Annotated in this window: 20 protein-coding genes; 9 read left to right on the forward strand and 11 right to left on the reverse strand. The window is 65.9% G+C overall.

Annotated elements, in window-relative coordinates; translation table 11 throughout:
• Positions 1–145 precede the first annotated feature (145 nt).
• Both AB0J47_RS06155 and rsmA read left to right on the forward strand, forming a co-directional pair.
• Positions 146–1,273, forward strand: coding sequence for a transglycosylase family protein (locus tag AB0J47_RS06155; protein ID WP_364341091.1), 1,128 nt, complete (start codon positions 146–148; stop codon positions 1,271–1,273).
• 55 nt (positions 1,274–1,328) lie between these two features.
• Positions 1,329–2,210 (forward strand): 16S rRNA (adenine(1518)-N(6)/adenine(1519)-N(6))-dimethyltransferase RsmA, encoded by an 882-nt coding sequence (rsmA, locus tag AB0J47_RS06160; protein WP_364341093.1) that lies wholly within the window; start codon positions 1,329–1,331, stop codon positions 2,208–2,210.
• Positions 2,211–2,687: 477 nt separating this feature from the next.
• Here the strand turns inward: rsmA and AB0J47_RS06165 are convergent, their stop codons facing one another.
• The 3 genes from AB0J47_RS06165 to AB0J47_RS06175 all read right to left on the reverse strand — a co-directional run bounded on the left by AB0J47_RS06165 (position 2,688) and on the right by AB0J47_RS06175 (position 4,225).
• Positions 2,688–3,578, reverse strand: coding sequence for a hypothetical protein (locus AB0J47_RS06165; RefSeq protein WP_364341095.1), 891 nt, complete (start codon positions 3,576–3,578; stop codon positions 2,688–2,690).
• Positions 3,578–3,784, reverse strand: coding sequence for a copper ion binding protein (locus tag AB0J47_RS06170; RefSeq protein WP_364341097.1), 207 nt, complete (start codon positions 3,782–3,784; stop codon positions 3,578–3,580). The genes AB0J47_RS06165 and AB0J47_RS06170 overlap by 1 nt, the downstream gene beginning before the upstream one ends.
• A 243-nt stretch (positions 3,785–4,027) precedes the next feature.
• A complete protein-coding gene (locus AB0J47_RS06175) occupies positions 4,028–4,225 on the reverse strand; it encodes a TetR family transcriptional regulator (protein WP_364341370.1) in 198 nt (65 codons plus the stop codon).
• A 177-nt stretch (positions 4,226–4,402) separates the two neighbouring features.
• On the opposite strand from AB0J47_RS06175, the gene AB0J47_RS06180 reads away from it, so the two are divergent.
• Positions 4,403–5,338, forward strand: coding sequence for a 4-(cytidine 5'-diphospho)-2-C-methyl-D-erythritol kinase (locus AB0J47_RS06180; protein WP_364341099.1), 936 nt, complete (start codon positions 4,403–4,405; stop codon positions 5,336–5,338).
• 11 nt (positions 5,339–5,349) lie between these two features.
• On the opposite strand, the gene AB0J47_RS06185 is transcribed toward AB0J47_RS06180, so the two are convergent.
• On the reverse strand, positions 5,350–6,198 hold the full coding sequence (locus AB0J47_RS06185; protein WP_364341101.1) for an LLM class flavin-dependent oxidoreductase: 849 nt from the start codon (positions 6,196–6,198) through the stop codon (positions 5,350–5,352).
• Positions 6,199–6,664: 466 nt separating this feature from the next.
• Here AB0J47_RS06185 and AB0J47_RS06190 point away from each other — a divergent pair, with 466 nt between their 5' ends.
• Positions 6,665–8,518 (forward strand): ABC-F family ATP-binding cassette domain-containing protein, encoded by a 1,854-nt coding sequence (locus tag AB0J47_RS06190; protein WP_364341103.1) that lies wholly within the window; start codon positions 6,665–6,667, stop codon positions 8,516–8,518.
• A gap of 77 nt (positions 8,519–8,595) precedes the next feature.
• Here the strand turns inward: AB0J47_RS06190 and AB0J47_RS06195 are convergent, their stop codons facing one another.
• The gene (locus AB0J47_RS06195) at positions 8,596–9,519 is read right to left on the reverse strand and encodes an Abi-alpha family protein (RefSeq protein ID WP_364341105.1); all 924 of its coding nucleotides are present in this window, start codon (positions 9,517–9,519) and stop codon (positions 8,596–8,598) included.
• Entirely contained in the window at positions 9,516–10,838 is a 1,323-nt protein-coding gene (locus AB0J47_RS06200) for a hypothetical protein (protein ID WP_364341107.1), read from the reverse strand. The genes AB0J47_RS06195 and AB0J47_RS06200 overlap by 4 nt, the downstream gene beginning before the upstream one ends.
• Positions 10,839–11,170: 332 nt before the next feature.
• Here AB0J47_RS06200 and AB0J47_RS06205 point away from each other — a divergent pair, with 332 nt between their 5' ends.
• Both AB0J47_RS06205 and AB0J47_RS06210 read left to right on the forward strand, forming a co-directional pair.
• Entirely contained in the window at positions 11,171–12,049 is an 879-nt protein-coding gene (locus AB0J47_RS06205; RefSeq protein WP_364341109.1) for a DUF4393 domain-containing protein, read from the forward strand.
• 100 nt (positions 12,050–12,149) lie between these two features.
• Entirely contained in the window at positions 12,150–12,704 is a 555-nt protein-coding gene (locus AB0J47_RS06210) for a nuclear transport factor 2 family protein (RefSeq protein ID WP_364341111.1), read from the forward strand.
• 66 nt (positions 12,705–12,770) lie between these two features.
• On the opposite strand, the gene AB0J47_RS06215 is transcribed toward AB0J47_RS06210, so the two are convergent.
• On the reverse strand, positions 12,771–14,369 hold the full coding sequence (locus tag AB0J47_RS06215; RefSeq protein WP_364341372.1) for a peptide chain release factor 3: 1,599 nt from the start codon (positions 14,367–14,369) through the stop codon (positions 12,771–12,773).
• Positions 14,370–14,716: 347 nt separating this feature from the next.
• Here AB0J47_RS06215 and AB0J47_RS06220 point away from each other — a divergent pair, with 347 nt between their 5' ends.
• Both AB0J47_RS06220 and pth read left to right on the forward strand, forming a co-directional pair.
• The gene (locus AB0J47_RS06220; protein ID WP_364341113.1) at positions 14,717–15,325 is read left to right on the forward strand and encodes a 50S ribosomal protein L25/general stress protein Ctc; all 609 of its coding nucleotides are present in this window, start codon (positions 14,717–14,719) and stop codon (positions 15,323–15,325) included.
• A gap of 24 nt (positions 15,326–15,349) precedes the next feature.
• Positions 15,350–15,931 carry an aminoacyl-tRNA hydrolase gene (gene pth, locus AB0J47_RS06225; protein WP_364341115.1) on the forward strand — a complete coding sequence of 194 codons (582 nt, stop codon included), beginning with the start codon at positions 15,350–15,352 and terminating at the stop codon, positions 15,929–15,931.
• 12 nt (positions 15,932–15,943) lie between these two features.
• Here the strand turns inward: pth and AB0J47_RS06230 are convergent, their stop codons facing one another.
• A complete protein-coding gene (locus AB0J47_RS06230; protein ID WP_364341117.1) occupies positions 15,944–17,581 on the reverse strand; it encodes a fatty acyl-AMP ligase in 1,638 nt (545 codons plus the stop codon).
• Between the two features lie 123 nt (positions 17,582–17,704).
• Positions 17,705–18,385, reverse strand: a complete 681-nt coding sequence (locus tag AB0J47_RS06235; protein ID WP_364341119.1) for a lysophospholipid acyltransferase family protein — start codon at positions 18,383–18,385, stop codon at positions 17,705–17,707.
• A gap of 113 nt (positions 18,386–18,498) precedes the next feature.
• Between AB0J47_RS06235 and AB0J47_RS06240 the strand changes: the two genes are divergently transcribed.
• A complete protein-coding gene (locus AB0J47_RS06240) occupies positions 18,499–19,086 on the forward strand; it encodes a TetR-like C-terminal domain-containing protein (RefSeq protein ID WP_364341121.1) in 588 nt (195 codons plus the stop codon).
• A gap of 81 nt (positions 19,087–19,167) precedes the next feature.
• Here the strand turns inward: AB0J47_RS06240 and AB0J47_RS06245 are convergent, their stop codons facing one another.
• The gene (locus AB0J47_RS06245; protein WP_364341123.1) at positions 19,168–20,085 is read right to left on the reverse strand and encodes a ribonuclease Z; all 918 of its coding nucleotides are present in this window, start codon (positions 20,083–20,085) and stop codon (positions 19,168–19,170) included.
• Positions 20,086–21,264, reverse strand: coding sequence for an aminotransferase class V-fold PLP-dependent enzyme (locus AB0J47_RS06250; RefSeq protein ID WP_364341125.1), 1,179 nt, complete (start codon positions 21,262–21,264; stop codon positions 20,086–20,088).
• Positions 21,265–21,424: the final 160 nt, after the last annotated feature.

The raw sequence follows: 21,424 nt of genomic DNA on the forward strand, positions 1-21,424 counted from the left end.
GGACGGGTAAATGTGTCCTAGGTCACTTCGGTCGGTACGTTTCGCGATTTACCTGCGGCGTCGATATTCGTTTGTGATATTGATACCCGCCGCTCGTAACACTACGGTTGTCGACCGCTGACCCCTTCGTTATCGTACTGTGACCATGTCTCCATTCACGAGGATCAACCAGTCCCGCTCGCCGCTGCTGTATGCGGCGGTCGCGGCGCTGCTGGTGACGCTGATCGTCGGTGCCGCGATGGCAATCGTGAACCGCAAGACGGTCACGGTCGTCGTGGATGGTCAGCAGATAACGCAGACCACCATGTCGCGCAACGTCAGCGGAGTGTTGAAGGCCGCGGGGTTCGATGTGAACGACCGCGACCTGGTCCGGCCCGCGCTGGCCGCGGCGATTACCGATGGCGCGACCATCACCTACAACCGGGCGCGCGAGGTCGCGGTATCGCTGGACGGCAAGGCCGAGAAGGTGTGGTCGACCGGTCTGACCGCGGGCGATGTGGTCGACCAACTGCATCTGCCCCGCGAAGTATTCGTTTCCCCGGCGCGCAACGAGAAGTTGCCGCTCGAAGGCGCCGCGCTGCAGATAGCAAGCCCGCGTTCGGTATCGCTGCTCGACGGCATCGGCAGTCCGGTCGATGTTCGACTGGCCGCGCCGACCGTCGGTGACTTCCTTGCCGTTGCCGGCATTCCGCTGATCGAACAGGACACCGTCGAGCCCGCAGCGATCACGCCGCTCACCGATGGAATGCGGATCGTGGTGACCCGTCAGCGCGTCGAGAACAAGGTCGAGACGGTGCCGCTGGATCCGCCGGAGAATGTGATCGAGGATCCGACCCTGAATATGAGCCGGACCGTGGTGGAGAGCCAGGGTGCGCCCGGCGTGCAGGACGTGACGTTCGCGGTCACCATGGTCAACGGCCAGGAGGTCAGTCGGCGGCCGATCGCCTCCAATGTGAAGGTGACGGCTCAGCCGAAGACCGTCCGCAAGGGTGCCAAGCCCGGCACCGAGGTGCCGCCGGTGCGTGACGGCGATATCTGGGATGCGCTGGCCCACTGCGAATCCACCGGGAACTGGGCCATCAATACCGGCAACGGTTACTACGGCGGCATCCAGTTCGACCAAAACACCTGGGAACGCCAGGGCGGTCTCAAGTACGCCCCGCGTCCGGACCTGGCCACCCGCGAGGAACAGATCGCCATCGCAGAAGTCACCCGCGCCCGCCAGGGTTGGGGTGCCTGGCCCGCCTGCACCAGCCGCTTGGGCATCGGCTGATCACAGCACCCTCCGAGGTGCGGGGGTGGAAAGTTGAGTTGATACGTTGTCGGGCGTGTCCGAACCCGATATTTCCGCTCGTGGGAGTGCTGCTCTGCTCGGGCCCGCTGAGGTGCGGGCGCTGGCCGAGCGGCTCGGCGTGCGGCCGACCAAGCAACTCGGACAAAACTTCGTGCACGATGCCAATACGGTGCGCCGGATTGTCGCGGCAGCCGGGGTGGGGCGCGCGGATACGGTACTCGAGGTCGGGCCGGGGCTCGGTTCCTTGACATTGGCGCTGCTCGATGTGGTTGATTCGGTCGTCGCCGTCGAGATCGATCCCGTGCTGGCGAAACATCTTCCGGTGACCGTCGCGGATCGCGCACCGGAACTGGCCGGGCAGTTGACCGTCGTGCAAGCCGATGCGCTGCGGGTTCGTGCGGCCAACCTGCCCGCGGCACCGTCGGCACTGGTGGCGAATCTGCCGTACAACGTCGCCGTGCCGGTGCTGCTGCACCTGCTTGCCGAATTGCCCAGCATCACAACCTCATTGGTGATGGTGCAGGCTGAGGTCGCGGACCGCCTTGCCGCCGAACCCGGCGGCCGCATCTATGGCGTACCGAGCGTCAAGGCGGGCTTCTTCGGCACCGTGCGTCGCGCGGGCGCGGTGGGCACCCAGGTGTTCTGGCCGGTGCCACGCGTCGAATCCGGCCTGGTCCGCATCGAGCGCTACGCCGAACCGCCCTGGCCGATGGACGACGTACACCGCCGCCGGGTCTTCGAGGTCGTCGACGCCGCCTTCGCTCAGCGCCGCAAAACCCTCCGCGCCGCCCTCGGCAATTGGGCCGGTTCCCCCGCCGAGGCCGAACGCCGCCTGGTCGCCGCCGGAATCGACCCGACCGCCCGCGGCGAAACTCTGGACACCGCGGCCTTCGTCCGCCTCGCCGCCCAGCCGTAACTTTCCAGCCGTAACTTCCCAGCCGTAACTTCCCAGCCGTAACTTCCTCCGGGCGGCGCCGCGTGGTTTCGCCTGGTTGCTATCGGATATCGACCCGCCGCAGTGATCTCTACTTTGCGGCTCGGGGGTCCATCTTGCCGGCGGTCGTAACTTCGTCCCGGGCGGTGTCGCCTGGCTGTCATCGGATCTCGGCCTTCCCCGCCGCGGTGAATAATCTGCTGGTAGGGCGGACTGGTCGGTTTCTGTTGCGGATGAGGCGAGATCATGCACCGCGTTATCCATACGGTTCGCTTGCTGCGGCATCGCCGAGGCGAAACAGATTGTGGATAACCAACTTTTGCCTTGTTGGTTGTGAAACCGGATTCATGTGCTGCGGCAATCAATTCATGCGTGTCGTCACACTCTGTGTGTCGAACAGAAAGCGCAGGTCATCGCGCTGAATGCCCAGCTCGGCCACGCGCTGGTCGGCGCATACGGTCAGGGGTGACCGCCACCCGAATGGTGTCCACCATCGGATGTGGATGGCGCTGTGGATGATTCGACGCGCGCGGTGAACTCGGCGGTATGCACGACGCCGCCGTGGGAGAAGTCTAGATACAGCCGAAATGTGCCCGCACTCGGGGTCTGGGCATGGAAGCCGACCTCCGGACCCGCTGGGGTGCGACCGATTTCGCCCTGCGGATGGACGTGCAGGTAGGCAAGGTCGTTGGCGCGCAAGACCACTAGATGTGCGTACGCGCCGAGATACGGCTCGAGATCTGTCACCGGCGCGCCGTCGCGGGTAATGGTGAAACGAAGTTCGCCGCCCGCGGTGCTCAGATCGCCCGCCATGTGCACTTGGTATCCGTCCACCGCCGCCATTCGGGATTCGGGCGGGAGTGGTTGCGACTCGGCCGGTCCCGCGACCGCGACGGTGCGACTCAGAACCAGATTGCCGTGCCCCTGCTCGGGGACGAAATCGGCGAAGACGCGGTAGGTGCCCGGCGCTGTCCAATTCCAATCGATCGACCAGATGCCCGTGTCGTCCATGGTCGGATGCACGTGCCGATATCCGGTGGTATCGGAGCGGGCCACGATCAGGTGCAGCTTCTTGTCGTGCTGGGTGGTGAATTGCGTGACCGGAGCGCCATCCGGTCCGGTGATCCGAAAACGCAGGGCCCCGGATCGATTCGGGTCCGCGGGTGCGCTCAGGTCGGTCAGGGTGTAGCCCGATCGCGAATCCGACAGCCCGGTGTCCCGTTCGGTGTGCCCGCCGGGGTCCAGTGTCGACCCGGTCGGATCGCCCGCCAGGGCGCCGATACCGAGCGCGACACCGAACAGTGCGATGAGACCGCCGCCGACCGCGGCGAATCTCAGCCGGGCATGCATCAGACGGCGACCTCGTATCCCGCCTCGTCAACGGCGGCGACGATATCGGCGTCGGCGAGCGGTGCGGTGCTGTCCACCCGGACCGCACCGCTGGCGAGGTCGACGTCCACGCTGGTCACGCCATCGATCTTGCCGATCTCCGTCTTGACCGAGTTGACGCAATGTCCGCAGGTCATCCCCGTGACGGTGTAAGTGCTGGTGGCCATTTCCGACTCCTTCGCTCGCATTCGATCATACGGTGCGGGGGTATCCCCGACGCAAATGAACATACCCCCGGCGGGTATTGGGCGCAAGTGTGAGTTGCCTTTGCCGTTCCGGGATTCCGTTGACTGGTCGCTACGAATGTCCGGATAGTTCCCGGCCCGGTTGTATCAGCCGTGAACGGCGGAAGGCCAACCCTGCATGGCCATTTCGGCACCCCGCTGCCGCCGCGCGCAGGATACGGCGCACTACCCCCTCGGCGGTCGGCTCCTCGCCGAGCGCGCGTGGAATGAAGCTGCCGTAGCGCCGAAGACCTGTATCACCTCGTTGAACAGCGTCGCCCTATCGCCGAAGGCGGCATACGGACTCGGTGCGCGGATGCCCATCGCCGCAGTCGGATCGCCGATCGAGGTCGCCTCGTAACCACGCTCCCAGAACAGCCGCAGCGCCGTTTCAGCGCGGCGTCGCGATCGAACGAGCGAGGACGTCCCCTGGTCGGTGGATCACCGGACAGCGGATCGATGCCATCGGCGCAGCGCTGTGGTAACCGTCCGACGCGTGGGCGGTGAATGTCTCATCTCGAGCTGAGCACCTGTCGTACCCACGGGATAGGCTTGAGCACCGTGTTGTCAGTTGTGCCAAGTCCCGTCATCGTGCGCGCGCCGTCCAAGGTGAATCTGCACCTAGGCGTCGGTGATGTGCGCGCGGACGGCTATCACGATCTGACCACGGTGTTCCAAGCCCTCTCGCTCGGCGATGATCTGGAACTCGCACCCGCCGCCTCGTTGACTGTGCGGGTCAGCGGCGAGGGCGCCGACGATGTGCCGACCGACCGCACCAATCTGGTGTGGAAGGCCGCCGTGCGCGTCGCACATCTGGCCGGCCGCGCCCCGCTGGTGGAAATCGCCATCAACAAGGGCATTCCGGTGGCCGGTGGTATGGCGGGCGGCAGTGCGGATGCGGCCGCGGCGCTGGTGGGCCTGAACGAACTCTGGGATGTCGGGCTGACCCGCGACGAATTGTTCGCGGTCGCAACCGAACTCGGCAGCGATGTGCCGTTCGCGCTGCACGGCGGAACGGCGCTCGGTACGGGTCGGGGCGAGCGACTGCTTCCGGTGTTGTCCCGCAATACCTTTCACTGGGTACTGGCGCTGGCCAAGGGTGGATTGTCCACGCCCGCGGTCTTCACCGAACTGGACCGACTACGTGAGGTCGGCAGCCCGCCCCGGCTCGGTGAGCCGCAGGCGTTGATGCAGGCGCTGGCCTCCGGTGACCCGAAACAGCTCGCGCCCCTGCTGGGTAACGATTTGCAGGCAGCCGCGCTGTCGCTGAAGCCGGAGTTGCGGCGGACGTTGCGCGCGGGCGTCGGTGCGGGCGCGCTTGCCGGGCTGGTCTCCGGCTCCGGGCCGACCTGCGCATTCCTATGTGACAGCGAGGACGGCGCGGTGGCGGTCGCGGCCGAGCTCGCGGGTGCTGGTGTGTGCCGCAGCGTGCGCACCGCCAGTGGACCGGTGCCCGGCGCTCGGGTCATCAGCAGCGACACGTCTGGCAAGCGCTGACGTTTCGGCGGTTATGCAATGACGTCGGCGAGGCGGTCGACTTGATCGGCGTCGCGCCCGTAGCAGTAGAGCATGACCTCGTCTGCGCCGAGATCTTCGAATTGGCCGATGGCCGTGCGGATCTCCGCGGGTGTGGTGAGCATGCCGGCGAGCATGAAGTCGGCGCGACCGCTGAATTCGTAGTAGGCGCCCATCGATGCGCGGGCGTCTTCGATCAGGTTGGGCGCGCCGAGCGCGACATTGACCTGGGCGACAATGCGGGGCTCGCCGTCGCGGCCGTGCTCCTTCCACGAGCGGCGGGCGATGTCGAACAGGCCACCGGCCCACGACGGTGCGGCGGCGGCGAGAAAGCCGCCACCCCAACGACCGACGCGATCGATGGCGGCGGGCTGGAAGCCGCCGAAGAGTAGTTCGGGTCCCTCGGGACGCAGCGGCGCGGGACCGATCGGTCCGCAGTCGGTGCTGTACGGCTGGCCGGACCACAGGCGGCGCATGATCGCCAACTGTTCGTCCAGGCGACGGCCGCGCGAGCGCAGCTCGGTGCCGGAGGCGATGTGATCGTCCTCGCGACCGCCGACGCCGAGACCGAGCACCAGGCGGCCGCCGGACATGCGATCGAGGGTGGCGGCCTGCTTGGCGAGCAGCGTCGGCTCACGCAGCGGCGCGATGAGCACCTCGGTCTGCACCTTGATGCGGCTGGTGGCACCGGCGATCATGCCGAGTGCGACCAGGGGTTCGGGATTGTCGTAGACGAGCCGGTCGAGCAGACCGAGCGTGGAGAACGGACCCGCGTCGGCGCGGTGGGCCCAGTCGAGCAGGGCGGCGGGATCGGAAATGGGCAGACCGAGTCCGACGTGCATGAGAACCTCCAGGTAAGGGGTAGTTGAAACCGTGCCGCCCCACTCACCTCGAACCCGAGGCGGGGCTCCCATTCTGCGGCTATGTCTCAGGAGCGCCGTAACATTGTTCGTAACGAACGCCGTTCGCTGCGCCCAACTCTAAACGAACGGCGTTCGTCACGCAAGTCTCAGTTGTGAGACCAGCCCGCACTCTTTGCCTGAGCAGGCCCTGGACACGGGGCATGAAGCGATGTAGTTACGTGAACGGATGCGGCCCTGACATCCGGCTGCGCACTGCGGTTGTCGAGGTTTAGGCGAGTGCGCTGGTCGCTAATCACGCCGAACATGTCCGCCGGAACGATCAGAACCAGCGCGGGGCGTGGCGCCGGGCCCGGGCGGAGCGTTCGGTGGGCCGACGGTGAGTTCTGCGTGCTCGGTACGCTTGCGCGGGGCGAGTACTCGCCCGGCGCTTGACTCGGAAGGATCCATGTCCAACCTGATCAATCTCGAACAGGTCTCCAAGAGCTTCGGCATCAAACCACTCCTGGACAATGTTTCGCTCGGCATCCACGCGGGCGAGCGAATCGGTGTCGTCGGCCTGAACGGCGGCGGCAAGACCACCCTGTTGGAGGTGCTGACCGGTCTGGAGCCGCCCGACAGCGGCCGGGTGAGCCGGGTCGGCGGGCTGCGCGTGGCGGTGGTCACCCAGCGCGGCGTACTTCCCGTGGGCGCGAGCATCGGATCCGTCGTGCTGGCCGGACTGGCAGATGACGCGATGCCCCCCGGCGCGAGCGACGGGCACGGAGGCGGTAGCTCGCGTGACCCCGGAGGGCCCCGAGATGAATACGGCGTCGCCGAACACGAATGGGCCGCGAATCCGCGCATCCGGTCGGTGATGGCGGGCATCGGCATCGAGGGCCTCGGTCTGGACACTTCGGTCGACAATCTCTCCGGTGGCGAGCGCCGCCGCGTCGCACTGGCCGCCGCGCTGGTTCGCGACCTGGATCTGCTCGTCCTCGACGAGCCGACCAACCATCTCGATGTCGAGGGCGTGCAGTGGCTGGCCCAACATCTGCTCGAGCGCCGCAGCGCCCTGGTGGTCGTGACCCACGATCGCTGGTTCCTCGACACCGTCGCCACCGACACCTGGGAGGTTGTCGGCGGCAAGGTCGAAAGTTATGAAGGCGGTTACGGCGACTGGATTTTCGCCCGCGCCGAGCGCGCGCGGCAGGCCGATGCCTCCGAGGCAAGGCGCGCGAATCTGGCGCGCAAGGAATTGGCCTGGTTGCGCCGCGGCGCGAAAGCCCGCACCTCCAAGCCGCGCTATCGGGTGGAGGCGGCCGAGGCGCTGATCGCCGACGTGCCGCCGCCGCGCGATAGCGTCTCGCTGGCCGCATTCGCGCGAAAGCGCCTCGGCCGCGTCGTCATCGAACTCGAGGATGCCACCCTCACCACCCCGGACGGCCGAGAGCTGGTACGCGACTTGACCTGGCGCCTGGCGCCTGGCGAGCGGGTCGGCCTGGTCGGTGTGAACGGCTCCGGCAAGACGACCCTGCTACGCACGCTGGCCGGCGCCGTCGAACCGGCTGCGGGCAAACGCATTCAGGGCCAGACGGTTCAGATCGGTTGGCTACGCCAGGAACTCGACGACCTACCAACCGATCTTCGGGTGCTGGAGGCAGTGCAGCAAATCGCGCAGCGAATCATGCTGGGCGATAAGGAAACCTCCGCAGGCCAGCTGGCCGAGCGCCTGGGCTTCACCCCGGCTCGTCAGCGCACCCCGGTCGGCGAACTATCCGGTGGCGAGCGACGCAGGCTGCAACTGACCCGAATCCTGATGTCGGAACCGAATGTCCTGCTCCTCGACGAGCCGACCAACGACCTGGACATCGACACCCTGCAACAACTGGAAGACCTGCTCGACAACTGGGCGGGCACCCTGGTCGTGATCAGCCACGACCGTTATCTGATCGAGCGCATCTGCGACTCCACCTGGGCCCTGTTCGGCGACGGAAAGCTCACCAATCTCCCCGGCGGCATCGACGAATATCTGAAGAAGCGCGCGGTATCGAGCTCCGCCGCAACGCGATCCACCGACTCCAAGCCCGCCGAAGCCCCCGCCACCGACTCGGCCGCCTACCGCGCCGCCCGCAAGGAGCTGGCCAAACTAGAGCGCACCATCGACAAACTCACCGAACGCGAGCAACGCCTGCACACTGCCCTCGCCGACGCCGCCACCGATCCGGACAAACTCATCACCCTGGGCGCCGAGCTGAAACAGGTCCTGGCCGAAAAGGAATCCACCGAGCAGCGCTGGCTGGAACTCGCCGACACCGCCTGAACCCCATCGTCGCTAGTCAAATGGTCGTTCCAAACCCCAGCCACAACAACCATTCGACTCGCCTCGACGGCGCTGGCCTAGCTGGTGCCGGAGACGCGGCCGTCCTGGACAACGACCGGCAGGCAGGTTTGGACGAAGTCGGCGCCGAAGCCGGTGAGCGAGATGCTGCGGTAGTAGACCTTGGTGCCGAAACCGGAGCGCTTCAATACTTCTCGGACCGGTGATTGGGCCTCGAGGAGTTGGTAGCGGTTCGGGTTGCCTACCGGCTCCTTGACGAATTCGATCAGGCCGAGGCGGCGCAGATTCGGCAGGTACTGCTGGATCCGGTTGGGGAAGCGCAGCCCCGCGTGCTCACCGATCAGATTGAGCCCGGAGATGATTCGCTCGACACCGATGCCGCGCGGTCGTCCGGCGCGAATATCGATCGAGGGCTGCGGACCGTCGAGGTGCAGGAAGCGCAGAATGCGTGCCTCGTCGGGGGTCAGCTCCTCGAGCATGCGCGCGAAGGCCGGGTGGGTTTCGTGGTGCTCACCCTGCGTGCTCGCCGACAGCCGCAGCAGCGCGGCCCCCTGCTCACGCAAAGTTGGAACGGCATCGGGCGCAGGCTGTTCGGGCGTCGCGGGCAGCCGCAATGCACGCCGCACCGCGTCACGAACCTCGGCCTCCGCCTCGGCGAGCACTTCCCGCGGGGGATTTCCAGCGATACTGCCGCGCACCACGGTGGCCCCGACGCCGAGGGCGGTGTCGATGCCCCACGCGGTCACCTCGGCCGCCGCGCTCACCGCGACCCGGGCTACCCCGGTGGTCGCGCGAACGGTCTTGCGTACCGAGCCGACCTGTCGTTTCTGCTCGACCGCGCCGAGTGGCAACCGCGCGATCTGCGTCGACTGCTCGGATGTCGACGACTCGGAAGTTCTTGGGGTTTCGGCCACTTCGGACTGCTCGGTTCGCTCGGAGCCCTGCCCAGCGGCCCGCAGATCGTCGCCGTCAGCTTCCGTCACAGCCATGTTGTCGCCACTCCCGTTCCGAAGATCAGGATGTGAGCGTATCCGGCGAAGAGCCCCAACACGCCGCCATGCAGAAAAAGGAGCCATTCGTCCTGTTTGATGGCCGCTCGCAGCATATCCACGAAGTCGGGGGGCGATAGTGCCGACATCTGTTTGGCGATGTAGTCGTTGATTTGCCTGCCCTGCTGGACGTTGAAGTCCGGATCCGCGAAGGCGATCGGCGCGATGGTCATCGCCTCGGTGGTCAGCGTCGACTGCAGCGAGTCGTACTCCCGGCTGCCGAGCATGAACTTCACCGCCGGTCGCGCCGGCCCGAGCGCCCGGTCCGCCGCGGGGCGCAGCGTGTCCTCGAGCATCTGCATGGTCCGGTCCGAGCGCGGGCCGTTCAGCAGTTCGTCACCGATATTAGCGACGGTCATCACCTGACTCGAGACCAATTCCGCGTAGCCGTCGGTGATTTCGAGCTGCCGCTTGATCAGCAGGCCCTGCCGCCACGGGCACCACCACTTCGGGTAGGCTGGCGCGAAGATCATATTCAGGCCGATCCAGTTGACCACCCAGCCGATGATGACGCCGCCGACCGGCAGCACCACCAGCGTCGACCAGCCGGTCATATGCAAAACAGCGACCAGCACCACGCCCATCGGCGCGCCGAAGTAGAAACCGAAGTTCTGCATGAAGCGCAGTTCCTTGGCGCCGAGTACCTGGAAAAGGGTGTTGAGCAGATGCGGACGCGCCTGGAAATAACGGATGACCATCTGCTTGACGTCGAGCAGCTGATCGATATTGGCGCCCAATTCCTCGGTCAGCTCGCGCAGGATATCGGGCAGCTGCTGGCGGACCCGCGCGTGAATCATGTCGCGCACCCCGGTCGGCAGGTTGTACCAGAGCTGCGGATGTTCGCGGCGCAGGATTTCTTCGACTATGTCCTTGATCTGCGCGTCGGCGATAGTCGCGAGGTGTTCGGCGAGCTTGTCCGGCTCGAGCTCGCGATAGAAGTCGGCGACGCTGCCGAGTTTCGCCAGACCCTTGTCGACGGCGATGCTCGCCATTTTGTCCGCACGCGATGGCACGATGCCCTGCCAGCCAATTCTGCCGTCGTAGCTCAGCAGCGGCAGCACCTGAATTCGCTTGGGCAGGAATGGAAACAGCGCACGCAATCCAGGTAAACGAATACCGTGGAACGCGACCGGCTTGAACAACATCAGGATGCCGGTCCAGTTTGTGATGTAACCGATGACGCCAGTGAAAAGGGGGATAGTCACTAATTCCAGGAGGACCGTCGGATGCATCCCGAAAACACTCTCCAACACGACACCCTCCTGCCGATATACCGGTGACCGCCGCCTCACCGGCAACCCAAACTAGCACCCAGTCGGCAGACGGACCCTACTGTGCGGTCCAGACGCTGGTCCATCGCGAGTGTCTTGGGCCACAAGCGGATTGTCTGAGACATCAGTCACACTGTGTGTCCAGAATGTCGTAGTGTCAACCAGCGCCGGAGAGAATGACGACCATCACGCGACCGACAGCAGGGGTCGGCGCGTTTGCTGGCCCAATCGGCTCACGGTAAGGCAGACCTGGAAGGCTGGCGGGCAATAATCTGTGGGCGTATTCGTTCACTTGGCAATACATCGGAGAGAACGTGACAGACGACAGGACCGGACAGGACATAGCCCGGGCCGGTTCCCGCTCGGTGGAGCGCAGCTCGGATGTCGAACAGCGGCAGATCAGCAATGAGGCACGGCTGATTCGCGGTGTGTTCCGAGCGGCGGGGCTCGCGGCGGGCACCGTGGTGCGCGGCAGTCAGTGGGCCGTCGAAACGACCTACGAGGTGACCAAGGAGATCACCCAGGCCGCGCTCGACGGTGAATCGTCGGCGGATATCGCCGAGCGCACCGGTAATGCGTTGCGCTCCATCGCGCGCAGCGCGCTCGGCGTCACCGAGGGTTCGGTGCGCGAAATCGTCAGCTACGTACCGACTTCCAACGGCGCGCCGCAGCCGGCCCCGGTCGGCATCGGCGCGCCGTTGCGCTCGGCAAGTAGCGAAGAGTTGCGCCGCCGAGGCGATGCGCTGCTCGCCCGCTCGGCCGATGTCTACTTCACCGAGGACGTGCACCCCGCCTACGATCGCATCCTCGACGAGTTGGCGCCGGACGAGGCGCGCATTCTGCGGTTCATGGCATTGAACGGTCCGCAACCGTTGGTCGATGTGCGCACCAACCGTCCACTCGGCATCGGCTCGGAATTGGTGACCGGTGATCTCACTTCGGTACCGGAACAGGCCGGTGTCCGTTATCCGGATCGCGCCCGCACCTATCTGATCAACCTCAACCGCCTCGGTCTGACCCAGGTTTCCGATGATCCGGTGGTGCTCAGCCGGTACATGGTGCTCGAGGTGCAGCCGGTGGTCGAGGCGGCGCTGAAGAAGGCCGGACGCGCGCCCAAGATCGTGCGCAAGAGTCTGCGGCTGACCGAATTCGGCAGCGACTTCTGCAAGACCTGCTTCACCATCGGGAATTGACTCGCACGGCAGACCGGCGGTTTCGGCTCGAAGTGATAGCAATCTGATACAAATCTCCCAATCTCTGTAGCGCGGCGACTTCGAATGGGATTGTTGAGATATGGACCAGGATGCTGTGTCAGCGATCAGTCGCCTGAAGTTCAGGTACCTACGCACCCTCGACACCAAGTCGTGGGACGAATTCGCGGACACCATGGTCCCGGAGGCGACGGCCACCTACAGCGAATACCTGTCGTTCGAGTCGCGGGATGCGTTCCTGGCGTTCATGCGCAACACCCTGGGTCCGCACGTCATCACCGAGCACCGATGCGACCATCCGGAGATCGATGTCGACGGCGACACCGCCACCGGCACTTGGTATCTCGCCGATACCGTGCTCATACCGGCGCACAATATGCTGCTGCGCGGCGCGGCCTTTTACACCGATCGCTACGTTCGGTGCACGGACGGTCGCTGGCGCATCGCGCATACCGGATATGAGCGCACCTATGAGGTGGTGCTTTCGCTCAGCGATCTGCCGAGCCTGCGGCTGACATCGAGTCGCTGGGGGCTGATCGCGCGGGAGGACGGCATCGCGTCGGTCGAACGCAACCCCGGCGCCGCCGCGCCGCGGCGGGAGTCCGTGCCGGAGGCGGCCGAGCCCGAGGCTGGGTGAGCGCATCGGCCTGAACATCGACTCCGCGGGATTCCGCCGGAATCGGGACAGGAATTTGCGCTGAGGTCAGTCCGCCGTGGCGACCAGAGGCTCGAGCGTGAGCTTTGGATGCTCCTTCTCGATGTACTGCAACCGCCACTTGTCACTGAACAGCGCCAACAGCGCTCCATCGGAACGGGTGAACACCTCGACCCCGCGCTGCCGATCGAGTTCGGTCATCGACTCCGCATCGGTACGCCGGGCCAACGTGTATGGCAGGTGCTCCATATGCGTCTCGACGTTGAACTCGGCGAGCATCCGCGCGGTGACGACCTCGAACTGCATCGGACCGACCGCCGCGAGTACGGGGGAGGCATCACCGCGCGCGTCATTGCGCAAAACCTGCACCACGCCTTCGGAATCGAGCTGGTCGATCGCCTTGCGGAACTGCTTGTACTTACCCGCGCTCTGCGCCCGCAGCACCGCGAAATGCTCCGGCGCGAACGACGGGATCGGCGGGAACTCCACCTTCTTGTCCACGAACAGCGTGTGTCCGGGCGCAAGCGCGGTGGCATTCACGAGGCCGACCACATCACCCGGGTAGGCGGTGTCGACGGTGGAGCGCTCCCGCCCGAAAACGGTGAGCGCGTATTTGGTCGCGAACGGCCGACCGGTCTGGGCGTGCGTGACGACCATCCCGCGCTCGAATTCACCGGAGACGATCCGCATGAACGCGAGCCGATCCCGGTGTGCCGCATCCATTCCGGCCTGCACCTTGAATACCACCGCGCTGAACGGATCGGTGGTGTTGCGCTGCGTGCCGCCGATATCGGCGCGCGAGCCGGGTGCGGGCGCCAGCGCGACCAAGGTCTCCAGCAGTTGTCGCACACCGAAATTCAGCATCGCGGAGGCGTAGATGACCGGGGAGGTCTGCCCGGCCAGGAACATCTCCTGATCGTGGTCCTGCCCGGTGGCCGAGAGCAGTTCGCTCTCCTCGGCGGCGGTCGTCCACGCTTCACCCTCGCGCGCCTCGGCCGATTCCGGAGCGATCGATTCCTCCGGCGCGATGGTCGCGCCACCAGCGGTCCGGGTGAAGTGGATGTATTCGACGGCCGCACCCTCTGAGCCGCGACGCAGCAGTCCGCGGAAGTCACCGGCGATGCCGACCGGCAGGAACAGCGGTGTCGGGATGAGGCCGATCCGCTCGCTGATCTCATCCAGCAGTTCCAGCGGCGCGCGGCCCGGACGGTCCCATTTGTTGATCACGGTGATGACCGGGATGCCGCGATGGCGACACACCTGGAACAGCTTCAGTGTCTGCGGCTCCAGGCCCTTGGCGGCGTCGATGAGCATGACCGCGGCGTCGACGGCGGTGAGCACGCGATAGGTGTCCTCGGAGAAATCCGAGTGGCCGGGGGTGTCGACCAGGTTGATGACGTTGTCGATATCCGTGCCCGCGGCACGGTAGTTGAACTGCAGCGCGGTCGAACTCACCGAGATTCCGCGCGCCTTCTCCATTTCCATCCAGTCCGACACGGTGGACTTGCGTCCGGCCTTACCGTGGATGGCGCCGGCCTCGGAGATCATTCTGGCGTGCAACGCCAGCGCCTCGGTGAGCGTTGACTTGCCCGCGTCGGGGTGGGAGATCACCGCGAATGTGCGTCGCCGGGCGACCTCGGCGGGCAACCCACGCGGGGCGGGCGTGACGACACCCTCAGTGGAGGCGGTCAACTGCAACAACCTTTCAGACGGCCGATCGGCAACCGCTCCAGCGTACGCGACCGGGGTGACGGTGAGCCGGCCAGTCCGACCACCCGATTCAGCTGGACATAAACACTTGCGCTATGGTGTTCGGGTTGTCTCGGCGAGGGTGACCGCAGACGTAATGCGTTCACCGTGATCGACGCGGCTCGGCTCTCGGCCGTCCTCGTTCGGTCTTCGCCCGACGAGTAGACCAACCATTTGCCAGGGGGGATAACAGTCCCTGGCGCACTGTTGACAGCCCGGAAGAGCCGTAGGGAGTAGATCCAGTCATGTCCGACGCCAACCTTCTCGAAGCCGCCGTCCGCACGGAGTTCGGCAAGGGTGCCGCCCGCCGTACCCGTCGCGCGGGTAACGTTCCCGCCGTGCTGTACGGCCACGCCGCCGACCCGCAGCACCTCTCGCTCAACGCCCAGGCCTTCGCCGCCATCCTGCGCGAGCACGGCACCAATGCGGTGCTGAACCTCGTCATCGACGGCAAGAAGCAGCTCGCGCTGACCAAATCCGTTGTGGTGCACCCGATTCGCCGTTACATCGAGCACGCCGACCTGCTGATCGTCAAGCGCGGCGAGAAGGTCACCGCGGATGTGAACATCTCGCTGATCGGCGAGGCCGCCGCGGCCACCCTGGTCACCCAGGACGTCACCACGCTGTCCATCGAGGCCGACGCGCTGAACATTCCGGAATCCATCGAGGTCTCGATCGAGGGCGTCGAGGCGGGCACCCAGATCACCGCGGGCGAGATCGAGCTGCCGAAGGGTGTCACCCTGGCCGGTGACCCGGAGGCCCTGATCGTCAACATCATCGCGGCCCCGGCTTCCGCGCAGGAGACCGAAGAGGCCGCCGCGGCCGCCGCCGCGGAGTCCGAGAGCGCCGAGTAAGAACTCCCCGGCTCGGTTATCCGAATGACCGAATCCTCGACCGGGCCCGCGCTCGTGGTCGGACTTGGCAACCCAGGTCCCGAGTACGAGCGCACCCGGCACAATATCGGCTTTCTGGTCGCCGACGTGCTCGCGCAGCGCGTCGGCGGCCGTTTTGCTGTGCACAAGAAGTCCGGTGCGGATCTGTTGCAGGCGCGGCTGGACGGGCGTCAGGTATTGATCGCCAAGCCGCGCTCGTTCATGAATCTGTCCGGGCGTCCGGTCGCGGCGCTGGCGAAATTCTTCTCGGTGCCGCCGACCGAGGTGATCGTCGTGCACGACGAATTGGATCTGCCGTTCGGTCAGGTCCGGCTCAAGCGCGGCGGCGGTGAGGGCGGGCACAACGGATTGCGTTCGGTCTCCAGTGCCCTGACCACCAAGGAATATCTGCGCACCCGCATCGGCATCGGCCGTCCGCCGGGTCGCCAGGACCCGGCGGACTATGTGCTCAAACCGTTTTCGTCGGTGGAGCGCAAGGAAGTGCCGGTGCTCGTCGAACAGGCCGCGGACGCGGTCGAACTGCTACTGCGCGTGGGGCTCGAACCGGCCCAGAACCAATTGCACTAGTGCTACCGCGGTTCATCGCAGATGGATCGCGGTGGCGGAGCGGCGCAGCTTGCCCGAGGAGGTTTTGGGCAGGGCGCCGGGGCCGAGGACCGCGACGGTGCGGGGGCGGGCGCCGACCTCGGAGAACACCGCATGCACAATTTCACGTTCGATGCGCTTGACCTCGTCGGCATTCTGGTGGTCGTTGCTTTCCACCACGACGGCGAAGCTTTCGCGTTTCTCGCCCGCGTCCAAGCGAACCGCGACGGCATTGCCGGGACGCACACCCCTTACGCGCATGGCGGCACGCTCGATATCGGTCGGATAGATATTGCGCCCGCCCATGATGATGACGTCCTTGATCCGGCCGCACACCACGATCAGACCCTCATCGGTGAAGTAGCCGATATCGCCGGTGTCGAGCCAGCCGTCCGCATCCTGCGCCGGACGGAAGCCGTTGACCGTGACATAGCCGGAAGTGACGGCGGGACCGCGGAGTTCGATCACGCCGACCGAACGGGTCGGCAGCGGCTGGCGCTCGGCATCGACGACCCGCCCCTCGAGATTGTCGACCAGATAGCCGAGGGTGGGCATGCGGCGGATATTGCCGTGGTGTTCGTGGGCGGGCACGGCCTTGCCAAGCGCCTCCAGCAGATCGCCATCGATGACGTCGAGGACCTGCCCGTGTCCGGGATCCGGAACCGATACGGCCAGTGTGGTTTCGGCCATGCCGTAGACGGGGGTGAGTGCCATCGGATTGAGCCGGAAGCGTTCGCCGGCCGCGGCGAGTGCCTCCATGGTGTCCGGATCGACGGGTTCGGCACCATTCCACATATAGCGCACGCTGCTGAGATCGTAGGCGCCGTCCTCGGCCTGCTTGAGCCGGCGGGCCAGCAGCGAGTACGCGAAATTCGGTGCGGCCGTGACGGTGCCGCGGTATTTGTCGATCAGCTCGGCCCACAGCAGTGGACGCATCAGGAAGTCGATCGGCGTCACACAGACCACCTCGGCCCCGAATTGCATGGGAACGCTGAGGAATCCGACCATCCCCATATCGTGGAACAGCGGCAGCCAGCTGATCATCACATCCTCGTCGAGCTGGAACTTCACCCGATCGAACATGGCGTAGGCGTTGACGTAGAAGTTCCCGTGCGTGATCCGCACGGCCTTCGGCGATCCGGTCGAACCGGAGGTCAACTGCTGCAATGCGGTATCGGTCTCGACGGTCGGCACCGGATCGGTCTCCGCGCCATCGCGTAGCTGATCGATGCGCACCACGGTGATGCCGCGCTCGCGCAGCAGCGGTTCGGCGGCCTCGAAGGGCGCGCCGAGTACCACCGCGCGCGCGTCGATCATCGACAGCACGGTCTCGGTATCGCGCGCCCACACCACCAGATCCGTGCGCGGTGTCGGCTGATGCAACATGGTGATCGACGCGCCGCGCATCCAGATCGCCTGACAGGCCGGTGCGATATCGACCGGCATCCCGGCCAGCACGCCGACGGCGTCACCGTGTCCGATGCCGGCTTCGGCGAGTCCGCCCGCCATACGTCGTGCGATTCGATGGATCTCACCCCAGGTCTGCCGAAATGGCGCGTTTGGCTCCCCGGTCACCAATCCGCGATCCGAGATTTGTGCCGTTGCGTACATCTCGTCGGTGAACCTGCTCAAAGTCCAACTCCCTTGTCACCCCGATGCGGTAGCCGGACATGGGTGACCGGCCTGCTCCCCAACTATCCCGCCAATTCGTCCCCGCGTTAACCATTCCGAGGACATGCCCGTGTCGCGGTGGCGTTATGGGCGATTCGAGAAAGTTGCCGCGTAGCGATCGACGTAGTGCCGGCCGGATCGGGCGGCCAATTCCCGCATCAGTTCGTCGGTCGCGGCGCGAACCTGACACGTGTCCGGTGCCGGGTGGGTCGGGGTGGGCTGCGGGTAGTAGCGCGGCGCGCCGAAGCTGATGTGCACCTTGCCGAAGCGCGGCAGCCGGCGGCCGCGCGGATTCACCTTGTCGGTGCCCGAGAGTGTCGCCGGGATGACCGGAGCGCCGGTGGCCATGGCGACGCGTAGCGCGCCGGTGCGGCCGCGGTAGATGCGGCCGTCGGGGGAGCGGGTGCCCTCCGGATGGATGGCCCAGACGTCACCGGATTCCAGGATCCTGGTGGCGGCGGCCAGTGCGTCCGCGGCGGCGGTGCCGCCGGTGCGGTTCACCGGGACCTGACCCGCGACGGTGAAGAACCAGCGCTTGAACCGGCCTTTGAATCCGGTCCCGGTGAAGTACTCCTGCTTGGCCAGGAAGGTGACCCGGCGCGGCAGGGCCAGCGCGAGATACATCGAGTCGAGCATCGCGAGATGGTTGGCCGCGATGATCACCGGTCCGGTGCGGGGTACGTGCCGCAGTCCTTCCACCTCGGGGCGGCCGAGCAGCCGCAGCAGCGGACCGAGCAGAACGTGCTTGAACAACCGGTACCACACATGAGCCTCCGAGAAAGTTGCCGTAGACAATGTCTACCAAAGAGCGTAGACATTGTCTACGGTTGTTGGTAGAGAACGGCTACTTATGTGACGCAGTCGGGAAGGAGTGATCGATGAGCGCCGTAGACAATGTCTCCATGGTTGGAAGTGAGCCGTTGCGGGAACGATTGGTCGGCGCCGGGGTCGACATGCTCGAAGAGGTCGGCGCGGCCCAGTTGGGTCTGCGTGCGATCACCCGTGCGGCCGGGGTTTCCCACGGTGCGCCGCGCAGGCACTTTCCGACGCACCGCGCGCTCCTGGCCGCCATCGCGGCGCGCGGTTTCGCCGATCTCATCGAGCGATTCGCCAAGGTGGAGGTAGGCGCGAGCACGCCGAGGGAACAACTGGAACGGATGGCCGCCGAGTACGTCGAATTCGCCGGCGAGCGCCCGGAAATGTTCACGCTCATGTTTCGCCACGACCTACTCGAGGGCTCCGGCGAGAACCTCCGCGGGATCACTCTGCCGTTGTTCGAGCGCTTCGCGACGCTGGTTCGCGAGGCCGCCCCGGCATCGGACAGCCCAGAAAAGCGCGCGATCGCCCTGTGGACCAGCCTGCACGGCATCGCCGCCCTCCAGGCCAACCGCAGTTTGCGCCTAGTGGCCCCCACCGCCAACGCTCCGGCCCTCGCAACGCACGCAATCGACCTACACATCAGTTGACCGCGCACGACCGCTGACTACGTCGCACACCGAATGCCCAGTGCGACGTAACCACTACTTATGCCACCATGCGGTTGGTGCTCAGTGTCGGGGCGGCAGGGCGATCCTCGCCAGGTCTGTGGCGATGACGATATCGCCGGTGAAGTGCAGGGCCGCCTCGGCGCGGTGGGCGTCGAGGTCGCGGTAGCGTTGGGAGAAGTGGGTCAGGACCAGGGTGCGCACACCGGCTTCGGCGGCGACTCGGGCGGCCTGGCCCGCGGTCAAGTGGCCGTATTCCTCGGCGAGCTGGGCGTCGGCGTCCAGGAAGGTCGCCTCGATCACCAGCATGTCCACGCCCGAGGCGAGGGACAGCACGCCCGGGCACAGGCGGGTGTCCATGACGAATGCGAAGCTCTGGCCCGGCCTCGGCTCGCTGACTTCGGCCAGCGTGATTGTGCGCCCGTCGAATTCGATACTGCCCGTGCGCTGCAGTTGTCCGACCGCCGGGCCGTGCAGGCCGAATTCGGCGAGCCGCTCCGGCAGGATGCGCACACCGCTCGGTTCGGTGAGCCGGTAGCCGAAGGTTTCGATCGGGTGCGATAGCTCGACCGCCTCCAGGACGAACGGTGCGCCCGGTGCGTCCAGCGCACCCGGGTCGGCGATCGGATGCGGCCGAAGCTCGACGGTGCGATAGAACGAGCTGGCATTGCTCAGCCGATCGAAGAACACCGCACCCGATGCGGGGTAATACACATCGACCGGATGGGCGACCTTGTCCAGATTGATCCGCTGGATGATGCCGGGTAGCCCGAGGCAGTGGTCGCCGTGGAAATGCGTCACCGCGATCCGGGTAATGTCGGTGACCGACACGCCCGCGTAGGTCATCTGCCGCTGGGTGCCCTCGCCCGGATCGAAGAGGATGCCCTCCTCGCCCCAGCGCAGCAGATACCCATTGTGATTGCGCTGCTTGGTCGGAACCTGACTCGCGGTGCCGAGGACGACCAGTTCGCGAGGTGACATCTACAGCGCCGCGACCGCGCCGACGAACCGGTCCAGCTCCTCGAAACTCACGAAGCAGTGTGGCGAGGCGCGCACCACCGAATCCAGGCCACGGGCGGTCATATCCAGCAGCGTAGAGCTGGCATGGCTCGCCGTCACCGTAATATTCTGTGCCGCAAGGCAATCGCGTACCTCGACCGCCGATTTCCCGTCGACGGTGAACGAAACGATGCCGCTGTGCCGAATCCCGATGTCGCGCACCGTGACTCCGTTGATTTCCGGCAGCGATTTGCGCAGGTGTTCCGCGCGGACCGCGATCGCGTCGTAGACGTCCTCCGGTCCCAGCTCGAGCAGATATCGCACGGCCGCGCCGAGACCGAGTCGCGCAGCGACATCGCATTCCCAGAATTCGAAGCGACTCGCGTCGGGGACCAGGGCGTACTCCTGCGCACCGGTCCACTGCGCACTGTGCAGATCCAGTCGCTGCGGCTCCATCGACGCGGCCAATTCCGGTCGCACATAAAGGAATCCGGTGCCGCGCGGGCCGCGCAGCCATTTGCGGCCGGTGACCGAGAGTGCGTCGACATCGAGTTCGGCCACATCGATCGGCAGCTGCCCGGCCGACTGGCAGGCATCGAGCAGCGCCAGCGCGCCGACCGAATGCGCGATCCGAGTGGCATCGGCGGCCGGGTTGACCAGACCGCCATTGGTCGGGACGTGCAGCACCGACACCAACTCGACCCGTTCGTCGACCATGTCGGCGAGTGCGTCGAGGTCGAGTTGGCCGCTGCCGTCGCTGGGAATCTGTTCGACCACCGCACCGGTTGCCTTGGCCCGCTGCAGCGCAGCAATGGCATTGCTCGCATAGTCGGCGCCGGAGATGAGGATACGGTCGCCGGGTGCGAGTGGCACCGAATAGAAGAAGTCTGCCCACGCGCGGGTCGCGCTATCGCTGAGCGCGATGCTGGTCGGATCGGCGTTGATGAGCCGGCCGATATCGGTTTTCACCGCGGCGAGGTCGTCGAGTCGCTCGTTCGCCGCGCGGTAGCCGCCGATTTCGGCCTCGCGTCGCAGATGCGCCACAACGGTATCGACGACGACTCGGGGCGGTAACGAGGAGCCCGCGCTGTCGAGGAAGACCAGATCGGATCCGGTGCCGTAGCCCGGTATGTCGGCACGTACGCGATTCTCGTCGAGCATGGCCTCGACAGTATCGCCGAAATCGGCGCATTGGGCTGTCGCACGAGTCGGCGCAGGTCCTGGCCACGGTGCGCGCGTCCCCCGCTGTGCATGACTACGAATTCAGATTCTTGTCACATTTCTTGTCGGTACCCCTCGCTACGCTGGTTTGGGTCGGTGC

Origin of the sequence: Nocardia sp. NPDC049737, from assembly GCF_040674755.1 — a bacterium.
Classification (GTDB): domain Bacteria; phylum Actinomycetota; class Actinomycetes; order Mycobacteriales; family Mycobacteriaceae; genus Nocardia.

Bases quoted from the DNA above. Each gene is read 5' to 3' on its own strand.
- AB0J47_RS06155 (WP_364341091.1), top strand. From the start codon at position 146: ATGTCTCCATTCACGAGGATCAACCAGTCCCGCTCGCCGCTGCTGTAT.
- AB0J47_RS06190 (WP_364341103.1), top strand. From the start codon at position 6,665: ATGTCCAACCTGATCAATCTCGAACAGGTCTCCAAGAGCTTCGGCATC.
- AB0J47_RS06170 (WP_364341097.1), bottom strand. From the start codon at position 3,784: ATGGCCACCAGCACTTACACCGTCACGGGGATGACCTGCGGACATTGC.
- AB0J47_RS06165 (WP_364341095.1), bottom strand. From the start codon at position 3,578: ATGCATGCCCGGCTGAGATTCGCCGCGGTCGGCGGCGGTCTCATCGCA.
- AB0J47_RS06220 (WP_364341113.1), top strand. From the start codon at position 14,717: ATGTCCGACGCCAACCTTCTCGAAGCCGCCGTCCGCACGGAGTTCGGC.
- AB0J47_RS06185 (WP_364341101.1), bottom strand. From the start codon at position 6,198: ATGCACGTCGGACTCGGTCTGCCCATTTCCGATCCCGCCGCCCTGCTC.
- pth (WP_364341115.1), top strand. From the start codon at position 15,350: ATGACCGAATCCTCGACCGGGCCCGCGCTCGTGGTCGGACTTGGCAAC.
- AB0J47_RS06245 (WP_364341123.1), bottom strand. From the start codon at position 20,085: ATGTCACCTCGCGAACTGGTCGTCCTCGGCACCGCGAGTCAGGTTCCG.
- AB0J47_RS06250 (WP_364341125.1), bottom strand. From the start codon at position 21,264: ATGCTCGACGAGAATCGCGTACGTGCCGACATACCGGGCTACGGCACC.
- AB0J47_RS06210 (WP_364341111.1), top strand. From the start codon at position 12,150: ATGGACCAGGATGCTGTGTCAGCGATCAGTCGCCTGAAGTTCAGGTAC.
- AB0J47_RS06240 (WP_364341121.1), top strand. From the start codon at position 18,499: ATGAGCGCCGTAGACAATGTCTCCATGGTTGGAAGTGAGCCGTTGCGG.